The sequence below is a fragment of the Streptomyces sp. NPDC003023 genome (assembly GCF_042888225.1).
GTDB lineage: Bacteria > Actinomycetota > Actinomycetes > Streptomycetales > Streptomycetaceae > Streptomyces.
Genome location: NZ_JBIAPL010000008.1, coordinates 20,372 through 40,272 on the forward strand (window position 1 = coordinate 20,372; position 19,901 = coordinate 40,272).

The 19,901-nt window shown below is 73.0% G+C and carries 20 protein-coding genes and 1 riboswitch; of the genes, 17 read left to right on the forward strand and 3 right to left on the reverse strand.

Translation table 11 applies throughout. The features are described from left to right. The first annotated feature begins 444 nt into the window (after positions 1 to 444). The 7 genes from dhaK (at position 445) to ACFYV1_RS24735 (ending at position 5,758) form a co-directional block, all read left to right on the forward strand. Entirely contained in the window at positions 445 to 1,437 is a 993-nt protein-coding gene (gene dhaK, locus ACFYV1_RS24705; protein WP_389397743.1) for a dihydroxyacetone kinase subunit DhaK, read from the forward strand. 81 nt (positions 1,438 to 1,518) lie between these two features. Next, entirely contained in the window at positions 1,519 to 2,169 is a 651-nt protein-coding gene (dhaL, locus tag ACFYV1_RS24710) for a dihydroxyacetone kinase subunit DhaL (protein ID WP_389397744.1), read from the forward strand. Then, positions 2,166 to 2,576: a PTS-dependent dihydroxyacetone kinase phosphotransferase subunit DhaM gene (locus ACFYV1_RS24715; RefSeq protein ID WP_389397745.1), complete on the forward strand. Its 411-nt coding sequence runs from the start codon at positions 2,166 to 2,168 to the stop codon at positions 2,574 to 2,576. Before dhaL ends, ACFYV1_RS24715 begins: the two co-directional genes overlap by 4 nt. Positions 2,577 to 2,673: 97 nt before the next feature. Beyond that, positions 2,674 to 2,872: riboswitch (cobalamin riboswitch) on the forward strand. Between the two features lie 29 nt (positions 2,873 to 2,901). Then, complete coding sequence (locus ACFYV1_RS24720; protein WP_389398002.1) at positions 2,902 to 3,591, forward strand: energy-coupling factor ABC transporter permease; 690 nt, start codon at positions 2,902 to 2,904, stop codon at positions 3,589 to 3,591. Next, complete coding sequence (locus ACFYV1_RS24725) at positions 3,588 to 4,103, forward strand: energy-coupling factor ABC transporter substrate-binding protein (RefSeq protein ID WP_389397746.1); 516 nt, start codon at positions 3,588 to 3,590, stop codon at positions 4,101 to 4,103. The genes ACFYV1_RS24720 and ACFYV1_RS24725 overlap by 4 nt, the downstream gene beginning before the upstream one ends. Positions 4,104 to 4,109: 6 nt before the next feature. After that, the gene (gene cbiQ / locus ACFYV1_RS24730; protein WP_389397747.1) at positions 4,110 to 4,859 is read left to right on the forward strand and encodes a cobalt ECF transporter T component CbiQ; all 750 of its coding nucleotides are present in this window, start codon (positions 4,110 to 4,112) and stop codon (positions 4,857 to 4,859) included. A 2-nt stretch (positions 4,860 to 4,861) separates the two neighbouring features. Next, complete coding sequence (locus tag ACFYV1_RS24735; RefSeq protein ID WP_389397748.1) at positions 4,862 to 5,758, forward strand: energy-coupling factor ABC transporter ATP-binding protein; 897 nt, start codon at positions 4,862 to 4,864, stop codon at positions 5,756 to 5,758. Between the two features lie 193 nt (positions 5,759 to 5,951). Here the strand turns inward: ACFYV1_RS24735 and ACFYV1_RS24740 are convergent, their stop codons facing one another. The 3 genes from ACFYV1_RS24740 to ACFYV1_RS24750 all read right to left on the reverse strand — a co-directional run bounded on the left by ACFYV1_RS24740 (position 5,952) and on the right by ACFYV1_RS24750 (position 10,770). Further along, positions 5,952 to 7,931 (reverse strand): heavy metal translocating P-type ATPase, encoded by a 1,980-nt coding sequence (locus tag ACFYV1_RS24740; protein WP_389397749.1) that lies wholly within the window; start codon positions 7,929 to 7,931, stop codon positions 5,952 to 5,954. Positions 7,932 to 8,642: 711 nt separating this feature from the next. Then, entirely contained in the window at positions 8,643 to 9,722 is a 1,080-nt protein-coding gene (locus ACFYV1_RS24745; protein ID WP_389397750.1) for a Gfo/Idh/MocA family protein, read from the reverse strand. A gap of 1 nt (position 9,723) precedes the next feature. Further along, positions 9,724 to 10,770 carry a Gfo/Idh/MocA family protein gene (locus ACFYV1_RS24750; RefSeq protein WP_389397751.1) on the reverse strand — a complete coding sequence of 349 codons (1,047 nt, stop codon included), beginning with the start codon at positions 10,768 to 10,770 and terminating at the stop codon, positions 9,724 to 9,726. A gap of 428 nt (positions 10,771 to 11,198) precedes the next feature. Between ACFYV1_RS24750 and ACFYV1_RS24755 the strand changes: the two genes are divergently transcribed. The 10 genes from ACFYV1_RS24755 to ACFYV1_RS24800 all read left to right on the forward strand — a co-directional run bounded on the left by ACFYV1_RS24755 (position 11,199) and on the right by ACFYV1_RS24800 (position 19,899). After that, entirely contained in the window at positions 11,199 to 11,597 is a 399-nt protein-coding gene (locus ACFYV1_RS24755) for an ArsR/SmtB family transcription factor (RefSeq protein WP_389397752.1), read from the forward strand. Between the two features lie 161 nt (positions 11,598 to 11,758). After that, positions 11,759 to 12,346: a hypothetical protein gene (locus tag ACFYV1_RS24760; RefSeq protein ID WP_389397753.1), complete on the forward strand. Its 588-nt coding sequence runs from the start codon at positions 11,759 to 11,761 to the stop codon at positions 12,344 to 12,346. A gap of 14 nt (positions 12,347 to 12,360) precedes the next feature. Continuing rightward, positions 12,361 to 12,999: a class F sortase gene (locus ACFYV1_RS24765; protein WP_389397754.1), complete on the forward strand. Its 639-nt coding sequence runs from the start codon at positions 12,361 to 12,363 to the stop codon at positions 12,997 to 12,999. 323 nt (positions 13,000 to 13,322) lie between these two features. Continuing rightward, complete coding sequence (locus tag ACFYV1_RS24770; RefSeq protein ID WP_389397755.1) at positions 13,323 to 13,538, forward strand: hypothetical protein; 216 nt, start codon at positions 13,323 to 13,325, stop codon at positions 13,536 to 13,538. 136 nt (positions 13,539 to 13,674) lie between these two features. Then, a complete protein-coding gene (gene nagB / locus ACFYV1_RS24775; protein ID WP_389397756.1) occupies positions 13,675 to 14,460 on the forward strand; it encodes a glucosamine-6-phosphate deaminase in 786 nt (261 codons plus the stop codon). 593 nt (positions 14,461 to 15,053) lie between these two features. Next, positions 15,054 to 16,907, forward strand: coding sequence for a phage tail sheath family protein (locus tag ACFYV1_RS24780; RefSeq protein WP_389397757.1), 1,854 nt, complete (start codon positions 15,054 to 15,056; stop codon positions 16,905 to 16,907). 37 nt (positions 16,908 to 16,944) lie between these two features. Continuing rightward, positions 16,945 to 17,469, forward strand: coding sequence for a phage tail protein (locus tag ACFYV1_RS24785; RefSeq protein WP_215182818.1), 525 nt, complete (start codon positions 16,945 to 16,947; stop codon positions 17,467 to 17,469). Positions 17,470 to 17,497: 28 nt separating this feature from the next. Continuing rightward, on the forward strand, positions 17,498 to 18,262 hold the full coding sequence (locus tag ACFYV1_RS24790) for a hypothetical protein (RefSeq protein WP_389397758.1): 765 nt from the start codon (positions 17,498 to 17,500) through the stop codon (positions 18,260 to 18,262). Further along, positions 18,255 to 18,971, forward strand: a complete 717-nt coding sequence (locus tag ACFYV1_RS24795; RefSeq protein ID WP_389397759.1) for a hypothetical protein — start codon at positions 18,255 to 18,257, stop codon at positions 18,969 to 18,971. Before ACFYV1_RS24790 ends, ACFYV1_RS24795 begins: the two co-directional genes overlap by 8 nt. Before the next feature lie 4 nt (positions 18,972 to 18,975). Continuing rightward, positions 18,976 to 19,899, forward strand: coding sequence for a Pvc16 family protein (locus ACFYV1_RS24800; RefSeq protein ID WP_389397760.1), 924 nt, complete (start codon positions 18,976 to 18,978; stop codon positions 19,897 to 19,899). The last annotated feature ends 2 nt before the right edge of the window (positions 19,900 to 19,901 follow it).

A 19,901-nucleotide genomic window follows, 5' to 3' on the forward strand; every position in this document is an offset into this window, starting at 1 on the left:
CCGCCGGCCCACCCTCGCCCTCGCTGTGCACGGCTCCAGGGCGCGCGGCGTCGTGCGGTCGGGCACCGGCCAAGCATGGCGGTGCGGATCTGCACGGTCTGCGACACCGGCCGGCGATCTTCCGCTACCCCCGCCGTGTCCACAGCAGACACGCCCGGCTGACCAAGATCGTTCCCGCCGGTTCGTACCGCATCGCCCACCACGCCCGGTTCCCCGGCCACGCATGCCCCTTCGATACTGGGTACGGTCACCCAACAGCATCGAGACAACAGTCCAGACAGTCCTGACGACCAGTCAGCAGCCTGCGGATCCAGTCGGCGTCCACCCCGCCGGAGACCGCCCGACGCCGCCGTCGACCGCCACAACTGAACGCCCCATACACACCTGCCGACCAGGCTGGACCTTGTCCAGGAACCTGGCCGGCAACCTTCCCGGGAGGAACCGTTGAGGATGCTCATCAATGTGCCGGAGACCGCGGTCGCTGACGCGCTTCGGGGAATGGCGGCAGCGCACCCCGAGCTGGCCGTGGACGTGGACAACCGGGTGATGGTGCGGCGTGACGCGCCGGTGGCCGGCAAGGTGGCGCTGGTGTCCGGCGGAGGGTCGGGGCACGAGCCGCTGCACGGCGGGTTCGTCGGGCACGGGATGCTCGACGGTGCCTGCCCCGGCGAGGTGTTCACCAGTCCGGTGCCCGACCAGATGGTGCGGGCCGCCGCCGCTGTCGACAGCGGCGAGGGCGTGCTGTTCGTGGTGAAGAACTACACCGGTGACGTGCTGAACTTCGACATGGCGGCCGAACTCGCGGAGGACGAGGGAGTCCGGCTCGCGAGGGTCCTGGTCGACGACGACGTCGCGGTGCGGGACAGTCTCTACACGGCCGGGCGGCGCGGCACCGGGGCGACCCTCTTCGTGGAGAAGATCGCCGGGGCGGCCGCCGAGGAACGGGCCCCGCTGGAGCGGGTGGAGGCGATCGGCCGGCAGGTGAACGAGTCGTCGCGCAGCTTCGGAGTGGCACTGAGCGCCTGCAGCACCCCCGCGAAGGGCGGCCCCACCTTCGACCTGCCGCCCGGCGAGTTGGAGCTGGGCGTCGGCATCCACGGCGAGCCGGGGCGGGAGCGGCGGCCGATGATGACGTCACGCGAGATCGCGGACTTCGCCGTCGATGCCGTGCTGGAGGATCTGCGGCCCTCCGGCCCGGTGCTGGCGCTCGTCAACGGCATGGGCGCGACGCCGCTGCTGGAGCTGTACGGGTTCAACGCCGAGGTCCAGCGGGTGCTGGCCGAGCGGGACGTGGCCGTGGCCAGGACCCTTGTCGGCAACTACGTGACCTCGCTCGACATGGCCGGCGCCTCTGTGACGCTGTGCCAGGTCGACGAGGAACTGCTGCGGCTGTGGGACGCGCCTGTGCAGACGCCCGCTCTGCGGTGGGGCCGGTGACGGGCACCACGCCGCGTACCGCTTCCGCTGCCCATCGCTTTCACTTTCGCTCGGACGGATCGACTCACCCAGGGAGTTCTTGTGCTCGACGCCGATTTCTTCCGCCGCTGGCTGGCAGCGGTCGCCGCCGCGGTGGACCGGGAGGCGGACCGACTGACCGAGCTGGACTCGGCGATCGGTGACGCGGACCACGGCAGCAACCTCCGACGTGGCTTCGCTGCCGTCCGCGCCGCTCTGGAGAAGGAGCCGCCGACGACGCCCGGTGCCGTCCTGATGCTGGCGGGACGGCAGCTGGTGTCGACGGTCGGCGGCGCGTCGGGTCCTTTGTACGGGACGCTGCTCCGGCGCACCGGCAAGGCCCTCGGCGAGGACCCGGAGGTGACGCCGACGCAGCTCGCCGAGGCGTTGCGGGCGGGCGTGGCGGCGCTGGCGCAGTTGGGGGGTGCGAAGGCGGGTGACAAGACCATGCTGGACGCACTCGAGCCGGCGGTGGCGGCGCTGGGCGACAGTACGCGGTCGTTCGCCGCGGCCCGCGAGGCGGCGGAGCAGGGGGCCCTGGCCACCGTGCCGATGCAGGCACGCAAGGGCAGGGCCAGCTATCTCGGGGAACGCAGCATCGGTCATCAGGACCCCGGCGCCACGTCGTCGGCCCTTCTGGTGGCCGCCCTCGCCGAGACGTCGGAGACGTCGGAGACGGCAGAGGAGTCGGCGACGGCAGAGGGGTCGGCGTGAGCAGCGGCAAGCAGGTGGGCATCGTGCTGGTCTCGCACAGCAAGGAGGTCGCCGCCTCGGTGGCCGAGCTCGCCAAGGGGCTCTTTGGGGGCGGTGCGACGGCGCCGGTGGCCCCGGCCGGCGGCACACCGGACGGCGGTCTCGGCACCAGCGCGGACCTGATCACCGCGGCGGCGGAGCAGGTCGACGGCGGCGCGGGGGTCGCGGTCCTCGTGGACCTGGGCAGTGCCGTGCTGACGGTCAAGGCGCTGCTCGCCGAGGGCGACGAACTGCCCGAAGGGACCCGGCTGGTGGACGCGCCTTTCGTGGAGGGCGCCGTGGCGGCCTTGGTGACGGCCTCCGCGGGCGGCGATCTGGACGCGGTCGAGGCCGCGGCCTCGGAGGCGTACGACTACCGCAAGCAGTGACGCGAGGGGCGGCCCGCGGCCGGGGGTGTGGCGAACGGCTCACCCGGCAGCGGGCCGGTGCACCCGTGCGCGGCTTGTGATGTCGCTGGTCGGCGCACTACTGTCACGGGGCCTTGGTGTTCGGGAAACCGGTGCGGTACCGGTGCGGCCCTCGCCACTGTGATCGGGAAGTCCGGCTCCACCCCCTCACGGGGAGCCACTGGGACACCTCGCGCCTGCGCGTGGTGCCCGGGAAGGCGGAGTCCGGGCGGCATGACCCGTCAGCCAGGAGACCGGCCAGGGTGCGTTGTCCATCCACGAGGTGCTGGAGAGGGTCTCCCACATCATGCATATAGCCGAGGGGTATCTGCCCCCGCTGCACGCCGCCGCCTGGGGCGTCGCGTCCGCCCCGTTCGTCGTCCACGGCGTGCGCGCCCTGACACGCGAGGTCAGGGCCAATCCCGAATCGACTCTGCTGCTCGGTGCGTCGGGCGCGTTCACGTTCGTCCTGTCCGCGCTGAAGATTCCGTCGGTGACGGGCAGCTGCTCCCACCCGACGGGTACGGGCCTCGGAGCGATCCTGTTCAGGCCGCCGGTGATGGCGGTGCTCGGCACCATCACACTGCTCTTCCAGGCGCTGCTGCTCGCGCACGGCGGACTGACCACGCTCGGTGCCAACGCCTTCTCCATGGCGGTCGTCGGGCCCTGGGCGGGGTACGGGATCTACCGGCTGCTTCGCGGGTTCGGGGTGCCGCTGATGGTGAGCGTGTTCTTCGGCGCGTTCTTCGCCGACCTGTCCACGTACTGCGTCACCAGCGTGCAGCTGGCCCTGGCGTTCCCGGACCCCGGCAGCGGCGTTTCCGGCGCGCTCGCGAAGTTCGGCGGCATCTTCGCCGTCACGCAGCTGCCGCTGGCGGTCAGCGAGGGTCTGCTCACCGTGCTGGTGATGCGACTGCTCAGCCGGTCCAGCAAGGGCGAACTGACCAGGCTGGGTGTGCTGGTGACGGGGACGAAGAAGGAGGCGGCGGTCCGATGAGCCGTAACGCGAGGATCAACACGCTGCTGCTGCTGGCCGTGGCGGCCCTGGCCGTACTGCCGCTCGCTCTCGGGCTCGGGGACCACAAGCAGGAGCCTTTCACGGGGGCCGACGGGGAGGCCGAGGCGGCGATCACCGAGCTGGAGCCGGACTACGAGCCGTGGTTCACCCCCCTGTACGAACCGCCGTCCGGGGAGATCGAGTCGGCGCTCTTCTCGCTGCAGGCGGCACTGGGCGCGGGCGTGCTCGCGTACTACTTCGGGCTGCGCAGGGGCCGGCGGCAGGGTGAGGAGCGGGCCGCCGCCGCTTTCGCCGAAAAGGCCGCGGCGCCGGCGGGCGCGAGCTCCGACGCGGCAGACGCCGACGCCGGCCCGGCAGGCACTTCCGCCGCGGCAGACACCGGCTCCGACCCGGCAGGCACTTCCACCGCGGCAGACACCGGCTCCGACCCGGAGGACGCGGCGTACCCCTCTTCCGGTACCGGCGCCGACGCCGGTACCCGGGCGCCGTAGCCGCCGATGCTGCCCATCGACGTGGCGGCGCACAGCAGTCGCTGGCGCCGCCGCCATCCGTGCGAAAAAGCCGCCCTCGGGTTCGGCCTGACCTTGGCGGCCGTCTGCCTTCCGCCCTGGCCGGGCGCAGTCCTGGTCGCAGCGGCGACGCTCACGGTGCTGCTCGGCCCCGCCGGTGTGGCTCCGCGCCGGCTGTGGCGGGCGTTCCGCGTACCGCTGGGTTTCTGTGTCACCGGTGCCGTACCGCTGCTGTTCGCGGTCGGTGGCCCGGACGGGCCGGTCGCGTTCGCGCCGGACGGGCCGGCGGACGCCGTGCGGCTGCTGCTGCGCACGTCCGCCGCGTCCCTCGGTGTGCTGCTGTTCGCGTTCACGACGCCCGTGTCCGACGTGCTGCCGCGCCTGGTGAGAGCGGGCGTGCCGCCACCCGTGGTGGACGTGGCGCTCGTGATGTACCGGATCAGCTTTCTGCTGCTCGACGCCGTGAGCAACATCCGCCAGGCGCAGGCCGCCCGTCTCGGCCACACGAGCAGGGCCGCCGCGTGGCGGTCGCTCGCGGGACTCGGCGCGACGGCCTTCGTACGCGCCTTCGACCGGGCGAGCCGTCTCCAGGCCGGACTCGCGGGCCGCGGCTACGACGGCACCCTGCGGGTGCTGGTGCCGAGGGCGACGGTGTCACGGCCGTTCCTCGCCTCGGTCGCCGCGCTGCTGTCCGCCATCGTCGTCCTGACTCTCGTGCTCGAAAGGTACGTCCTTTGATCGTGGAACTCGTCGATGCCGGTTACGCCTACGAGGACGGCCCAGACGTTCTCAGCGGCATCGGCCTCGGCCTCGTCGAGGGCCGCTCGACGGCGCTGCTGGGACGCAACGGGAGCGGCAAGACGACACTGCTGCGGCTGCTGAGCGGTGGTCTGCGGCCTCGCTCCGGCCAACTGCGCCTGGGTGGTGAGGCGGTGGCCTACGATCGGGCAGGGCTCACCCGTCTGCGTACGACGGTGCAGCTGGTCGTGCAGGATCCGGACGACCAGCTGTTCGCGGCCTCGGTCGAACAGGACGTCTCGTTCGGCCCGATGAACCTCGGGCTGGACGAGGACGAGGTGCGGCTCCGGGTGGACGAGGCCCTGGCGGCGATGGACATCGTCGCCCTGCGGGACCGGCCGACCCATCTGCTCTCGTACGGGCAGCGCAAGCGGGCCGCGATCGCGGGCGCGGTGGCGATGCGGCCCCGGGTACTGATCCTCGACGAGCCCACCGCGGGTCTCGATCCGCACGGGCAGGAGCGACTGCTCGACGTCCTCGGCGCACTGCGCGCGTCGGGGACGACGGTCGTCATGGCGACGCACGACGTCGATCTGGCGCTGCGCTGGGCCGACGACGCCGCGGTGCTCTCACCGGACGGGCTGCGCACGGGGCCCGTCGCCCAACTCCTCGCGGACCAGGCGTTGCTGGACGCGGCACGACTGCGCAGGCCGTGGGGCACCGCGGTCGCCGAGCTGCTGCGGACCCAGGGGCTGTTGGGAGCCTCCGGGAGGGGGCCGCGTACGCCGGAGGAGTTGGCCCAGTGGACGCGGGGTGCGGGTGGCCCGGCAGGTACTTCCCAGGCCGCGTCTGCGGGGCAGCACCGTGGCCCGGCCCCGGACGCGGCGGGAGGGCAGTGAAGGCGTCGGTGCCCTGAGCGGCGAGCCGACTCCGGTCGGCGGGGTGCGGCTGATCGGAGGCGCGCGGCCGGCGCGGCTCGTGCCGCCCCGGCCGCGCACCGGCCGCGCACCGGCTGCGCACCGTCCTCGCACCGGCTGCGCACCGCGGCCGCACCCGTCCGGTGGCCCGCCGGAGCGTGCCGGAGCACCCGCGTCACGCCCCCGCCGCCTCCCGCCAAGCCGACTCCCTCAGCAGACGCAGCCCGTTGAGACCGACCAGCACCGTGGAGCCCTCGTGGCCGGCGACGCCGAGGGGCAGCGGCAGGTGCCAGGCCAGGTCCCAGACCACCAGTACACCGATGCACACGGACGCGATCACCAGGTTCTGGGCGACCAGGCGGCGGGCGCGGCGTGAGAGGGCCACGACTGCCGGGACCGCGGCCGCCTCGTCGCGTACGACGACGGCGTCCGCGCTCTCGAGTGCCAGGTCGGAGCCGGCCCTGCCCATGGCGACACCGGCGCTCGCGGCGGCCAGCGCGGGCGCGTCGTTGACACCGTCGCCGACGACGAGCACCTTGTCGCCGGCCCGCTCCCACTCCCGTACCGCCTCGACCTTGTCCTGCGGGAGCAGCGCGGCCCGTACGTCGGTGATGCCGACCTCGCCCGCCACACGCGCCGCCGCCCGCGGGTTGTCGCCGGTGAGCAGCGCGGGACCGGTCCCGGTGAGCCGGGCGAGGGCCGCGACGGCGTCGGCGGCGCCGGCCCTCAGCCGGTCCTCTACGGCCAGCACGGCGACGGGCTCGCCGTCGGCCTCCACGACGACCGCCGTGCGGCCACCGTTCTCCGCCTCCGTGACCGCCGCGCACTCGCCGGTCAGCAGCGTGCCGGGGCTGCCGACCCGCACCTTGCGGCCTTCGACGACGGCCGATACGCCCTGACCTGGTGCCGAGTCGAATTCCTGCGCCTTTGGCAGCCGCAGGCCGCGTTCGTGTGCCGCCGCGACCACGGCGCGGCCCAGGGGGTGTTCGCTGTGGAGCTCCGCCGCCGCCGCGAGGGTGAGCACCCGGTCCCGGTCGGGGCCGTCCGCCGACAGCAGGTGCACTTCCGCGACACGGGGCGCGCCTTCGGTGAGCGTGCCGGTCTTGTCGAGCGCGACCCGGGTCACGGAGCCCAGACGTTCCATGGCCACGGCGGACTTGACGAGCACTCCGTGGCGGCCGGCGTTGGCGATGGCCGACAGCAGTGGTGGCATGGTGGCGAGCACGACGGCGCACGGCGATGCGACGATCATGAAGGTCATGGCGCGCAGCAGGGTGGTGGTGAAGTCGGCGCCGAAGGCGAGCGGGACGGCCATGAGCCCGACCGTGACGGCCACCACGCCTGCCGAGTACCGCTGTTCGATCTTCTCGATGAACAACTGGGTGGGGGCCTTGGTCGCGCTCGCCTCCTCGACCATGGCGACGATCCTCGCGATCACGGACGTGGCGGCGTCCGCCTCGACCCGGACACGCAGGGACCCGGTGCCGTTCAGGGTGCCGGCGAAGACGGTGTCGCCCGCCGTGCGGTCGACGGGCAGCGGCTCGCCGGTGATGGTCGCCTGGTCGACCTCGCTCGCGCCCTCCAGCACGGTGCCGTCCGCGGGCAGCCGTTCGCCGGGCCGTACGAGAACGGTGTCCCCGACCCTCAGTTCGGCTACGGGCACCACCGCCTGCTCACCCCCCGTCAGGCGCAGGGCCTGTGCCGGGGCGAGGTCGAGCAGCCCGCTGACGGAGTCGGCCGTGCGGCGGGTGGCGAGCGCCTCCAACGCGCCCGACACGGCGAAGATGACGATCAGGAGTCCGCCGTCGAGGTACTGACCGATCGCCGCGGCGCCGACGGCGGCCACGACCATCAACAGGTCCACGTCGAGGGTCTTCTCGCGCAGCGCCCGGATCCCGGCCAAGCCCGGCTCCCAGCCGCCGGCCGCGTAGCACAGGGCGTAGAGCGGGCCCCAGGACCAGGCGGGGGCGCCCCCGAGGTGGAGCGGCAGGGCGCACAGGAACGCCACGGCGGACACTGCCGCCCAGCGGACCTCGGGGAGCGCGAACAGGCGGGTGCGCCGGCTGCCGACGACTGTCGCGGACCGGCCGCCGGCGTCGGCGGGGTCGTGTACCGCCACATCGGTCGAGGACGTCGGCGACGTCGGGGAAACCATCGGGTGGCCACCTCTTCCATGGGATCCGGACACCGGGTGTGGACGGAGCAGGACCACCATAGCGGAACACATGAAGAGGTCTTCATTCATACGCCGGTCGGCGAGGCGCGCTTCGAGCCCGCCGTGTGCCACCCGGAGGCAGACGTCCGGCTTCCGCCGGACAGCGCGGCCTGGACCAGTGACCGGTCGGCCGCGCAGGAGCGCCCTGGTGCCTGCGGCGCCATCGGCGCGGTGACGGCGGCCGGCCGGCGTTCGGGTTCCCGACCCGCGCGCCGCGCACGCAGGGCGCCCACCGACGGGCGCGGCCCTCGCCCTGCCACACCCGCCGATCGACCGGGTGAACACCCGCGGACCCTGCGGTGGCCGGCGGCGGGGCGCGGCAAATCCCCGTACGCGAGAGTTGCGAGTGGTCGCGGGGGCCGACCGGTCTCACCCCGCGCTTTGCCGGGGACCGTTGGGGAGCAGCGTCCGCGGCACACTCGGGTACGGCGGTGTCGCCGAACAGGTCGCCGGTCTGGTGACCGCGCCGGTGCGCCGTCCGCGTCCGCACGTGCAGGTGGGTGCTGCGCTCGAACCGGCCGGCCTCGCGGCCACGCGAACGGCAAAGGCCCGCGAGGCCGTTACGCCCGCGTGGCGTACGGCGGCGGTCCGCCTCCGGTGAAGCCGCCGCCCTGACCGCGTGGCGCCGACCGCGCACGGCGTGCCGTGCGGTCAGTCGCGGATCACGGACGCGCCCCCCGCGCCGCTGCGGACCGCGGGGGCGACGGGGGCGCCGCCCTGGCGCGCGGAGGTGACGGCGGCCTCGACCACGGCGACCGCCGCGTGGATGTCGGCCGCCGTCACCAGGGGGGTGCGCCCGTGGTGGACGTCGTCGCGGAAACCGGTGAACAGCCGGCGCAGGGCCGTCGATCCGGCAGGGCCTCCGACCTGCCGCGAGACGCCGCGGCCGTCCGTGCCACGTACGGAGACCGCGGGCGCGTCCTCGTCTGCGAGCACATGGCCGTGCGAGCCGAGTACACGGATGCTGGACGAGACGGGGCCGGGGCTCGTACCGGCGGGGGTGCGGGCCACGGTGACCGTCGCCACCACGCCGTTGGCCAGACGGAGGGAGAGGATCGCCGCGTCCTCGACGCCGTAGGCACCGTGCGGGCCGTCGAAGAGCGGTGCGTGGGGCGCGGCGCTGCTGAAGGCGACGACCTCCTCCACCTCCAGGCCGGTCAGATGCCGGATGGTGAGCGCCGGGTACCAGCCGAAGTTCATCAGCTCTCCGCCGCCCGACAGAGCCGGGTCGCAGACGAGTTCGGGACGCTCGACGGTGGTTCCGTCGAGGCCGCCCGCCGCGAGCCACTCCACGTCCAGGGCGAGCGGCAGGCCGATCGCGCCGGAGTCGACGACGCGCCGGGCGCGCTCGATCTGCGGAGAGTGCAGGCGGTGCACGGCGGTGAGCAGTCCGCGGGAACGGTCGGCCGCGTCCCACAGTCGTCGCGCATCGAGGCTGCTGGTGGCGGCGGGCTTGTCGACGAGCACATGACGGTCCGCTTCGAGGGCGCGTACCGCGAGGTCGACGTGGCGCGCAGGTTCGCTGCACACCAGCGCGACGTCGCAGGCGGCCAGCCCCTCGTCCAGGCCGAGCAGCGGCAGGCCCACCGCCTCGGCCAAGGCGGCGGTGTCCCCGGCGAAGGGGCTGTCATCGGTCTCGGCGCAGCCGACGACCTCGAAGCCGGGCAGTGACCGCAGCAGCGGCACGTAGTCACGGGCGTGCCGGACACCGGAAGCGATGAGCACCTTCATGTCAGCAGACCTCCTTGACGTCGACGGGGCGGCCTTCGTCCGCGCTGAGCTGTGCCGCGAGGGCGGCGGCGAGGGCCGCGCGCACCTGTCGGGGGGTGGTCAGCGGCGGCGCGACGCCGTCGAGCACGTCGCGCAGGTGCCTGGTCTGCGCGGTCATCGCCCCGTCGACGGAGGCCGGGGCGATCGGCGTCGCGCCGTGCGCCGCCGGTTCGTCCTCGCTGCTGTGGTGGAGGGTGCCGGCGGTCCCGGCGATCACGAGGCGGCGGACGAACGTGCCCCGCGCGACGAGGGCGTAGCACAGCTCGACGGTCGCGAGGGCGCCGCGCGCGAAGCGTACGAGGATCTGGAAACTGTCCGGGGTCGGCATTCCGCCCGCCCAGGTCCGGCACGGGCGGGCGAAGACCCGGACCGGTTCGTCGTCCATGAGCCAGGTGAGCAGGTCGAGTGCGTGCACGCCGTTGTGGGCGACATGGCCGCCGGACCGGGACGGGTCCAGCTGCCAGCCACGCCAACCGCCGGGCCAGACGTGGCCCGTGTACCAGGTGAGGTGCGCGAGACGGGGGGTGCCGACGACGCCTTCCGCGACGGCCTCGGCGATCTCGAGGTGGACGGGCTGGAAGCGGGCCGTCTGGGCGACCAACAGGGGCCGGGCAGCGGCGGAGGCTGCGGCGAGGACCCGGTCGACGTCGGCCACCTTGAGGGCGGCGGGCTTCTCCAGCAGCACGGTTCTGCCCGCTTCGAGCGCGGCGACGGAGAGGTCGGCGTGCGAGTCGGGCGAGGTGCACACCGCGGTCGCGTCGATGCCGTCGGCCCATGCGGTCGCCGGGTCGGTGGACCAGGTGGCACCCGGCGCGAGTGCGGCGAGTGCGGCGGCGCGCTCGGGATGCCGGTCCACAACGTGTGCCAGCCGCAGCCCGGGGACCCCCGCGATCGCGGCGACGTGCTCGCGGGCGATGGCGCCGGCACCGATGACAGCGACGCGGTGGTCGCTTCCCCGGCTGACGGCTGCGGGCTGGGGCCCCTCTTCTCGCACAGGGTCAGGGCTCACCGCGGCTCCTCACTCTCGACTCCCGAATTGCGCAACCTAAGACGTCAGACATCTTATCTCTGAATTCCAGGTATGGACATCCCATGACCCTCCAGCCATGGCTCCTCCAGCAGCCGGCCGTCGGCGACCAGGCCCGCGCGGAAGGGGTGCCGACCGACGGCGACGTCCGTGCATCGCGACGGAACGGCAGATCGGCGTCCGGTGGGGCCCGGATGCTCCTGCCGGCGCACCCCAGGAGCGCAGCAGCTCGATGACGGGCCCCAGGCCGCGAGGGACTGATCCTCAAATGCCCATGCCCGCGACCTGGTTCGCACAGAAGAATGCCCCCGCGCCGCCCGTGGTCCCGCTGCGGCGCAGGCCCCGCCTCGCATGTCCACACACGGGTGCGAGTGGCCGGTGCCTCTCGGTGCGCCGCTACGATGTGCGGCATGGGACACGGAGTCAGCGGCGGGACCACCCCGGCGGCGCACTTGGACGCGGACTCCGCAGCGACCATCGCCGCCACCCTCCAGGCGCTGGCGACTCCCTCCCGCCTGATGATCCTCACCCGTCTGCGGCAGGGACCGTGCGGTGTGACCGAGCTGGCCGAGGCCGTCGACATGGAGCAGTCGGCCGTCTCGCACCAGTTGCGGCTGCTGCGCGCGCTGAGTCTGGTGTCCGGTACCCGTCAGGGCCGCCGGATCGAGTACAGCCTCTACGACAGCCACGTCGCCCAGCTCCTCGACGAGGCGGTCTACCACATCGAGCACCTCCGGCTGGGCAGCGCGCGGGACCTTCCGGGACCGGCCGACGGCGTTGACGACGAGGACCCGGCAGTGCACGACTGACCGACCGGCACCGCACCGGTGCGGGCGCGCACCGGTCCGGCCATCGGCCCCCTTGAAGTGGCAGGGCCCGAGGGCCGCTCCTAGCGTCGTTCCCGTCGAGGTGCACGCCGACATCCGCGGAGCCTCCGCGTGGCTGCCCTCGGGAACCCGGAGATCCGACGATGCGTGCGACACGGCCCGCCCTCATGTCCCTCGCCGGCGCCGCCGCGCTCCTGGCACCCGCAGCGGCCGCCCACGCGGAAGAGCCCGGCACCCTCACCTCCTTCTCGTTCTCGGTCTCCCCCTCGACCGTCGCACCGGGCGGGACGGTGACCCTCACCGCGACCGGCTGCCCGGCGAAGAAGGCGACCGTCTCCTCTGACGTCTTCGACACCGTGACGGTCCACGACGGGCGCCCCACCGAGGCGCGGGTGGACAAGGCCGCCGAACCCGGGGCCGAGTACGAGGTCACCTTCGACTGCAAGGGCGAGAAGGGCCGGGCCGCGCTCACCGTCACCCCCGGCTCAGGCACCGGCACCGGCACCGGGACGAGCACGAGCCCGAGCACCGGGCCCGGAACCGACAGCGGCACCGGCGGTGACCACCACCAGGCGCCCGTGAAGCCCGGCGGAGGCGCGCACGCGGGCACCGGCGGCAGTTACTCCGGGTTCGGCCCCGTACAGGCGGGTGCCGGCTGGGCGCTCGTCGCCGGCGCGCTCGGCGGTGGTGTGTATCTGCTGCTGCGGCGCCGCCCGGGCGAGCGCGCCTGACGGCGAGCGCTCCCGTGTATCCGCCGCCCTCGAGCCGAGGCTCCTGGTTCACGCTCCTGTGCGTCCTGCTGCTCGGCGTGTTCCTCGTGCGGGGCGGGACAGGCGGCCCGCCCCAGCCCGCCACGACCGCCGCCGCCTCAACGGTCTCCGGCGTGCGCCACGGCCCGGCCGCGCTGCCTCCGGCTCCGGCCCCGCTGCCTCGTTCCGCGCCGCTCCGGGTCACCGTCTCCGCCGCCGACATCGACGCGCCGCTGGTCCCCGTCGGCATCGCCACGGACGGCGGACTGGACACGCCGCCCCTGGAACACGCCGACGTGGCCGGCTGGTACTCGGACGGTGCCGTGCCCGGCGAACGCGGCACCGCCGTCGTCGTCGGCCACGTCGACAACGACGACGGGCCGGCCGTGTTCCACCCGCTCGGCTCGCTCCGGCCCGGCGCTCGGGTGGAGGTCGTGCGCGAGGACGGGCGTACGGCGGTGTTCGCGCTCTACGCGATCGAGGTGCTCCCCCTGCGCGACTTCCCGGCCGAGAAGGTCTACGCGGACGGAGCGGACGCCGAGATCCGCCTGATCACCTGCGGCGGCGCGTACTCGAGGAGTGGTGGTTACGAGGGGAACGTGGTCGCGTTCGGGCGGCTGGTCGCCGTTCGCTGACCGCCAGATCCCGGACAGCGGCCCGCCGGGCGGCCGTTGTCGTGCCGTTCAAACGCGGCCCGGCACACCGGTGATCCGCGTGGACGATGCCGACGACGACGAACGTGCGGAGCGCGTCCGGGTCGGGGCGACACTCCGGGCGGGGCCCGTGGGCACTTCGGCCTGGGACGGATCCAGTCGCCGCCCCGGCTTCGAGGTGACCCGTCCCGCACCCGCCGGAGGTGTGGTGGCCATGGTCGCGAACAACCGTCCGACAGCGGCCTGTTGAGCGATGCGAGCAGCGGCTCCGGGGACGGTGGGCGGTGGCCTGGCAGACTGGGGGCATGTCCGCTCCCCGTCGCCTGTGCCCGGTCTGCCGCCGCGAGATCGCCGTCGTGGCGGGCCGGGTCGCCCGCCACGACCCCGCCGGATCGCGCACGGGGGCCGAGTTGGTCTCCTGTCCGGGGTCGAGGCGGCAGGCGCCGCTCGATCCGGCGCTTCAGCCCTCGCTCGACGGCAGTTTCGCGCCCGTCCTCCCGGGGCAGCTGCCCCTCTTCTGAACCGTGGGCACACCCGGCGCACCGTCCACCCCGGGCGGACCCTTGTCCACATGGTGTCCGAACAGGACAGGACCGCCCACCACCGGGTAGATTGGTCTACACCACTGACCAGGTGTTTCCAGAGACAGGGATCTTCGTGGAAGTTGTCATCGTTCCGGATTCCGCCGCGGGCGGCGAGCTCATCGCCGAAGCCATGGCCGACCTGCTACGACGCAAGCCCGACGCTCTTCTCGGCGTCGCCACCGGGTCGACCCCGCTCCCGATCTACGACGCCCTGGCGGCGAAGGTCCGGGCCGAGGAGGTGGACGCCTCCCGCGCCCGCATCTGCCAGCTCGACGAGTACGTGGGCCTGCCGGCGGGACACCCCGAGTCGTACCGCTCCGTGGTGCTGCGCGAGGTCGTCGAGCCGCTCGGTCTCGACAAGGACGCCTTCATGGGTCCCGACGGGGCGGCGGAGGACGTCGCCGCGGCCTGCACCGCCTACGACCGCGCGCTGGCAGAGGCCGGAGGCGTGGACCTCCAGCTCCTGGGCATCGGCACGGACGGGCACATCGGCTTCAACGAGCCCTGCTCGTCGCTCGCCTCCCGGACCCGGATCAAGACACTCACCGATCAGACCCGTGTCGACAACGCCCGGTTCTTTGACGGCGACATCGAGCTGGTCCCCCGGCATGTCATCACCCAGGGCATCGGCACCATCCTGGAGGCCCGCCACCTGGTGCTGCTCGCCACCGGGAAGGCCAAGGCGGACGCCGTGGCGCTCGCCGTCGAGGGACCGCTCTCGGCACTCGTGCCGGCGTCGGCGCTGCAACTGCACCCGCACGCCACCGTGGTCGTCGACGAGGCGGCGGCGGCCGGCCTGAAGCTCGCCGACTACTTCCGCGCGACGTACGCGGCGAAGCCCTCCTGGCAGGGCATCTAGAGCCACGCACGGTACGGGGCGGCAGCCATCCCGGCTGCCGCCCCGTTCCTGTTCACCGCGCCCCCTGCCCGGTGGCCGGCCCGGTCCGCTCCCGCCACCGCACCGCCCCACCCCGCCACCGCCCCGCCCCGTCCCGCCCCGAACAACGGATTCGAACGGCTCCACGGCGGAGTGAAGCGACCGACCCTTCCGCGCCATCCGTGCGCAAGGCGGCGCGCCGACGGGGTTCGTGGACGGCTGGAATCGTTCCTCGCACAACCATCCCTTGTGAAGCGCTCGTGAAATTCACCTCCATATTCGACGGCGGCACGCCGTTGACCACGCCTTCACCGCTCCGAGCCATTCACATGTGCAATCCGAGCCGGTGACTGAATCGGTCTCTTGACCGGCACTCGAGCCGCGACCAGACTCGCAGTGGCACTCATGCATCAGGAGCCACAGGCGCACGCGCCTGTAAATGGCCCTGCGAGACCGATATCGCACGGGGTGTGCGCGGGGGAAAACAGCGAAGATCACGCATGCGCAGGCGCATGCGCGCCATTCCTGCATCTCCTGCACCCATCTCTTGGTGCGCGGAAGGGAATGGAGGGGGAATGCCGACGCACATGGGCTATCCCGGCGTATACATCGAGGAACTTCCCAGCAGCGTCCGTACCATCGCCTCGGTCACCACATCGGTGACCGCGTTCGTGGGCCACACCCGCCGGGGGCCGCTCAACCAGCCGGTCCGCATCACCAGCTTCGCCGACTTCGAACGCCGCTTCGGCGGCCTCACCTCGCAGAGCGCGGTCGGCTACGCGGTGCATCAGTTCTTCGGCAACGGCGGCGCGGTCGCGGTCGTCGTCCGTGTCGCCAAGGCCGGCACCGGCGAGGAGGCGTGCGTCACGCTGGGCTCCACGGAGGGGCGCAGCGAGTGCCCCGTGCTCGAGGTGCACGCGAAGGAACCGGGTGTCTGGGGATCGGGCCTGCGGGTGGCCGTCGACCACGACACCCCCACGCCGGACCGGACGTTCAACCTGCACGTCCTCGACGCGCGCGGCGGCGACGCCCGCGAGAGCTTCACTGGTCTGTCGATGCACGCCGACCACGGCCGCTTCGTCGAGACGGTGGTCAACGCGGGCTCGTCCCTGATCCGGGTGAAGGCGCTCGAGACGGACCGGCCCGATCCGTCGGGCACCGTGTCCAAGCCGTTCGCCGGCGACCTGCCGAACCTGAACGTGGAGCTGAAGGTCAAGATCGGTGACGTGGAGCGCGAGTTCACTCTCCACGAGCCGGACCGCGACGGCGAACCGCCCACCGACGTGACCGAGCTCGCCCTGCTCCTGGAGCGCAAGCTGCGCGCCCTGCCGGACGCTCCCGGCAAGCACGCCTACGCCGGGGCCGAGGTCACCTCCTTCGGCAGGCGCCTGCAGGTCGTCGCGGGCTCCGTGGACCCCGACGACGTCGTGCGCTTCGTCGGCGAATGCGCCAACGACCTGGGCCTGGAGTCCTCGGTCAACCCGCCGGTCTTCGCCCTCGAGGGCGGCAAGGACGGCGACGCGCCGGGGCCGCGGGACCTGATCGGCAGCGCGGCGGACAAGACGGGCGTCCAGGCGCTGCGCGACGTCGACGACGTCAATCTGCTGGCGCTTCCGGAGCTGTCGGCGTACGAGTCCACCGAGGACATGGTCACCGTGATCTCGGCGGCGGAACAGCTGTGCCGCGAGCGGCGGATCTTCCTGCTGGTCGACTCGCCCTCCGCGTGGGGCAGCGTGGACTCGGCGCGGGCGGGAATCGGCTCCTTCGACTCCGTGCGCAGCGACCACGCCGGACTGTACTTCCCGCATCTGCAGCTCACCGACCCGCTCACGGGCCGGCTGCGGGCCTTCCCGCCCTCGGGTGCCGTCGCGGGTGTCATCGCACGCACGGACGGCGAACGCGGCGTGTGGAAGGCGCCGGCCGGTACCGAGGCACGGCTGGCCGGTGTGCGTTCACTGGCCGTGAAGCTGACCGACCGCGAGAACGGTCTGCTGAACCCGCTGGGCATCAACTGCCTGCGTACGTTCCCCCTGGTGGGCCCGCTGGTGTGGGGCGCCCGGACGCTCAGCGGCGCGGACGCGCTGGACAGCGAGTGGAAGTACGTGCCGGTGCGCCGCCTGGCGCTCCACGTCGAGGAGAGCCTGTACCGCGGGCTGCAGTGGGTCGTGTTCGAGCCGAACGACGAGCAGCTGTGGCAGCAGATCCGGCTGAAGGCGTCGGCCTATCTGAACGACCTGTTCCGCCAGGGCGCGTTCAAGGGCACCACGCCCCGCGAGGCGTACTTCGTGAAATGTGACAAGGACACGACCACGGATGCCGACATCGAGCGCGGCGTGGTGAATGTCGTGATCGGAATCGCTCCGGTCAAGCCCGCGGAGTTCGTCATCGTCAGGATTCAGCAGATGGCCGGCCAGTTCGACCTCTCATAGTCTCCAGGCCCGAGGAAAAGGAACACGAAGGAAACCGATGGCTGAGTTCCAGGTAAACGCCCATCGTTTTGACCCCTACAAGAATTTCAAGTTCCTGGTCCTGTGGGACGGTCGAACGGTCGCGGGCATCAGCAAGATCAGCCCGCTCAAGCGCACCACTGAGGTGGTCAAGCACCGGCACGGCGGCGACCCCAGCTCGCCGCGCAAATCCCCCGGCCGCTCCGAGTTCGAGGGAGTGACCCTGGAACGCGGTGTCACCCACGACCCCGAGTTCGACCGCTGGGCCAACAAGGTCTGGCAGGTCGGCGCCGGTCTGGGCGCCGAGGTGTCGCTGCGCGACTTCCGCAAGGACATCATCATCCAGGTCCTCAACGAGGCCGGGCAGGTCGCCGTCTCGCACAAGCTCTACCGGGCCTGGGTCAGCGAGTACCAGGTCCTCGGCGAACTCGACGCGAACGCGAACGCCGTCGCCATCCAGAGCGTGAAGCTCGAGTGCGAGGGCTGGGAGCGGGACTACGAGGTGCCGGAGCCGGTCGAGCCGTCCTTCACGCACCCGGCCTGACCGCCGGCCACACGCGGAAGGACGACGGATGAACGGCCCCAGGGGGGCGTCGGCGGCGGGGCCGGCCGAGCTGCTGGCCGTCTGGGAGACCGGTCTGGCTCAGCACGCGGCGGGCCGTGCACTGCTGCTGCACCGGGCCGCCAGGCCCGGGGCCGGTACCGACGAGCTGCTGTCGGTACCGGTCGGACAGCGGGAGGCGGACCTGCTCACGCTGCGCCGGGCGCTGTTCGGCGAGCGCATGCAGGTGCGCGTCGAGTGCGGCGCGTGCGCGGAGGCGATGGAGTTCGACCTCGACGCCGGTTCGCTGGGCGCCGGGGCGGCGCTGCCCGAGGGGCCGTTGCGGGTCACGGAGGACGAGTGGGCCGTCGAGTTCCGGCTGCCCACAGTCGCCGACCTCGCGGCGGCCGCGACGGCGTCCGACCCGGCGGACGCAAGGAGACGACTGGTGGCGGCCTGCGTCGTAGCGGCACGGCGCGACGGTGAACCGGTCGACGCCGAGGCCCTGTCGGGGCTGCTGCCCGAACGGGTGGAACGCCGGATCGCCGAGGCGGCGGCCGAGGCCGACCCGACCGCTGACGTGACGCTCACCATCGCCTGCCCCGAATGCGGCGAGGCCACCAGGGCCGAGCTGGACATCACCTCCTACCTCTGGACCGAACTCGACACCTGGGCGCGGGACCTGATGCTCGACGTCCACCTGCTCGCCACCGCCTACGGGTGGAGCGAGCCGGAGATCCTGGCGCTCAGCCCGCTGCGGCGTCGCTACTACCTGGAGCTGTGCGCAGATGCCTGACCACTTCGACCGGCTGCTCGCCCGGTACACGCCGCTTGCGGCGGCGGACCGGGCGCCGGCCAGGGTGCGTCCGCGGCTGCCCGGTCCGTTCGAACGGGTCGAGGCGCTGCGGTACGGGCCGCCGGAGCCGGACGAGCCCGCCGCGCTGATCCCGTCCGCGCCCGCGGCGCCGCCCGCGCCGTCCACCACGACGGTGCGCCACGAGCACGAGGTGCGCACCGACCGTCACACGGTCGTCCGTACGCAGCAGAGCCGGCCGGACGAGGGTGCGCAGCCGGACCGTCCGGCGCCGGAGGCCCTGCTGCGGCCGGCGGCCGCGGTCCCGCCGCCGCCGCGGCCCGTTCCCGAACAGACGCCGCGCGGCGGGAACCGGAGCCGGGCAGCCGGGTCGGCGCCCGATCCGCGGGCCGCGCCGGCTCCCGCCGCGGTGCCGCCGTCCACTGCCGCGACCGTGCCCGCCGTCGCCTCGCCCGTGCCACGCGGTTCGGACACGGCCGCGGTACGCGGCGCGGCCCGCGGCGCGGTGGGCCGCCGTGCTCCGAAGCCGGCCGAACGCGTGGTGCATGTGCAGATCGGGCGGCTGGAGGTCAGCGCGGCGCCGCCGCCCGGCCGGGAACGGCGGACCGAGGCGCGCTCCGGCCGGGCCGCGCCCGCACTGACGTTGGACGACTATCTGTCACGCGCCGCACGCGACGGGAAGAGGGACTGACGACATGAGCAACGCACTCGCCGTCGCAACGGTCACCCAGGCGCTGAGACTGCTCATCGCCGACAATCTGACCCCCGAGATGGACATCGCGGTCAACGTCGAGACACGCAAGCCGCCGAACGAGCCGCCCACCGATCCGACCATCACGGTGTTCCTGTACCAGGTCACGCCCAACGTCTCGATGCGCCACGTCGACCTGCCCACCCGAGGTCCGGACGGCACCCTGCGCAAACGGCCGGCCGCCGCGCTGGATCTGCACTACCTGATCAGCGCTTACGGGGAAGAGGCCGAGCTCGTCGGGCAGCGGCTGATCGGCTGTGTGATCCGCACCCTGCACGAGATCCCCGTACTGCCGAGGGACGTGATCGAGCTGGCGGCGCAGAGCCCGTATCTCGCCGGGTCCGACCTCGCCGAGTCGGCGCAGAAGGTGCGCTTCACGCCGACGGTCATGGACATCGACGAGACGTCGAAGCTGTGGGGAATGCTGCACCAGACGCCGTACGCGCTGTCCGTCGCGTACCAGGCGTCGCTGGTGCTGATCGAGGGCCGCGAACAGCCCGTTCCGGCGAAGCCCGTGAAGGAACGGACCGTACGGGTACTGCCGTTCGGCGCACCGAGCGCGCCCGTGCCGCCGGGAGCGGAACGGCCCGCCGGCACTCCTGCGCCGGTGGGGTCCCCCGCGCCCGACGAGCCGGAGAACACCCGGCCCGCGACCGGCACGACCGGCACGAAGGCGGTGGCGAAGCGCACCGTGCCCGGTGCGCGCACCCGCAAGGAACCCCCGAGTGAAGACGCCGGGGCGGCGAAGCCTCCTGCGAAGCGGAGCTCCTCGCAGGCCCGCGGCCGCACCCGCAGGGCAGGCGGGCAGGACGGCCCGAAGCAGAGCGAGGCACAGCAGGACGAGCCGCAGCAGGACGGGAAGAACTGAGC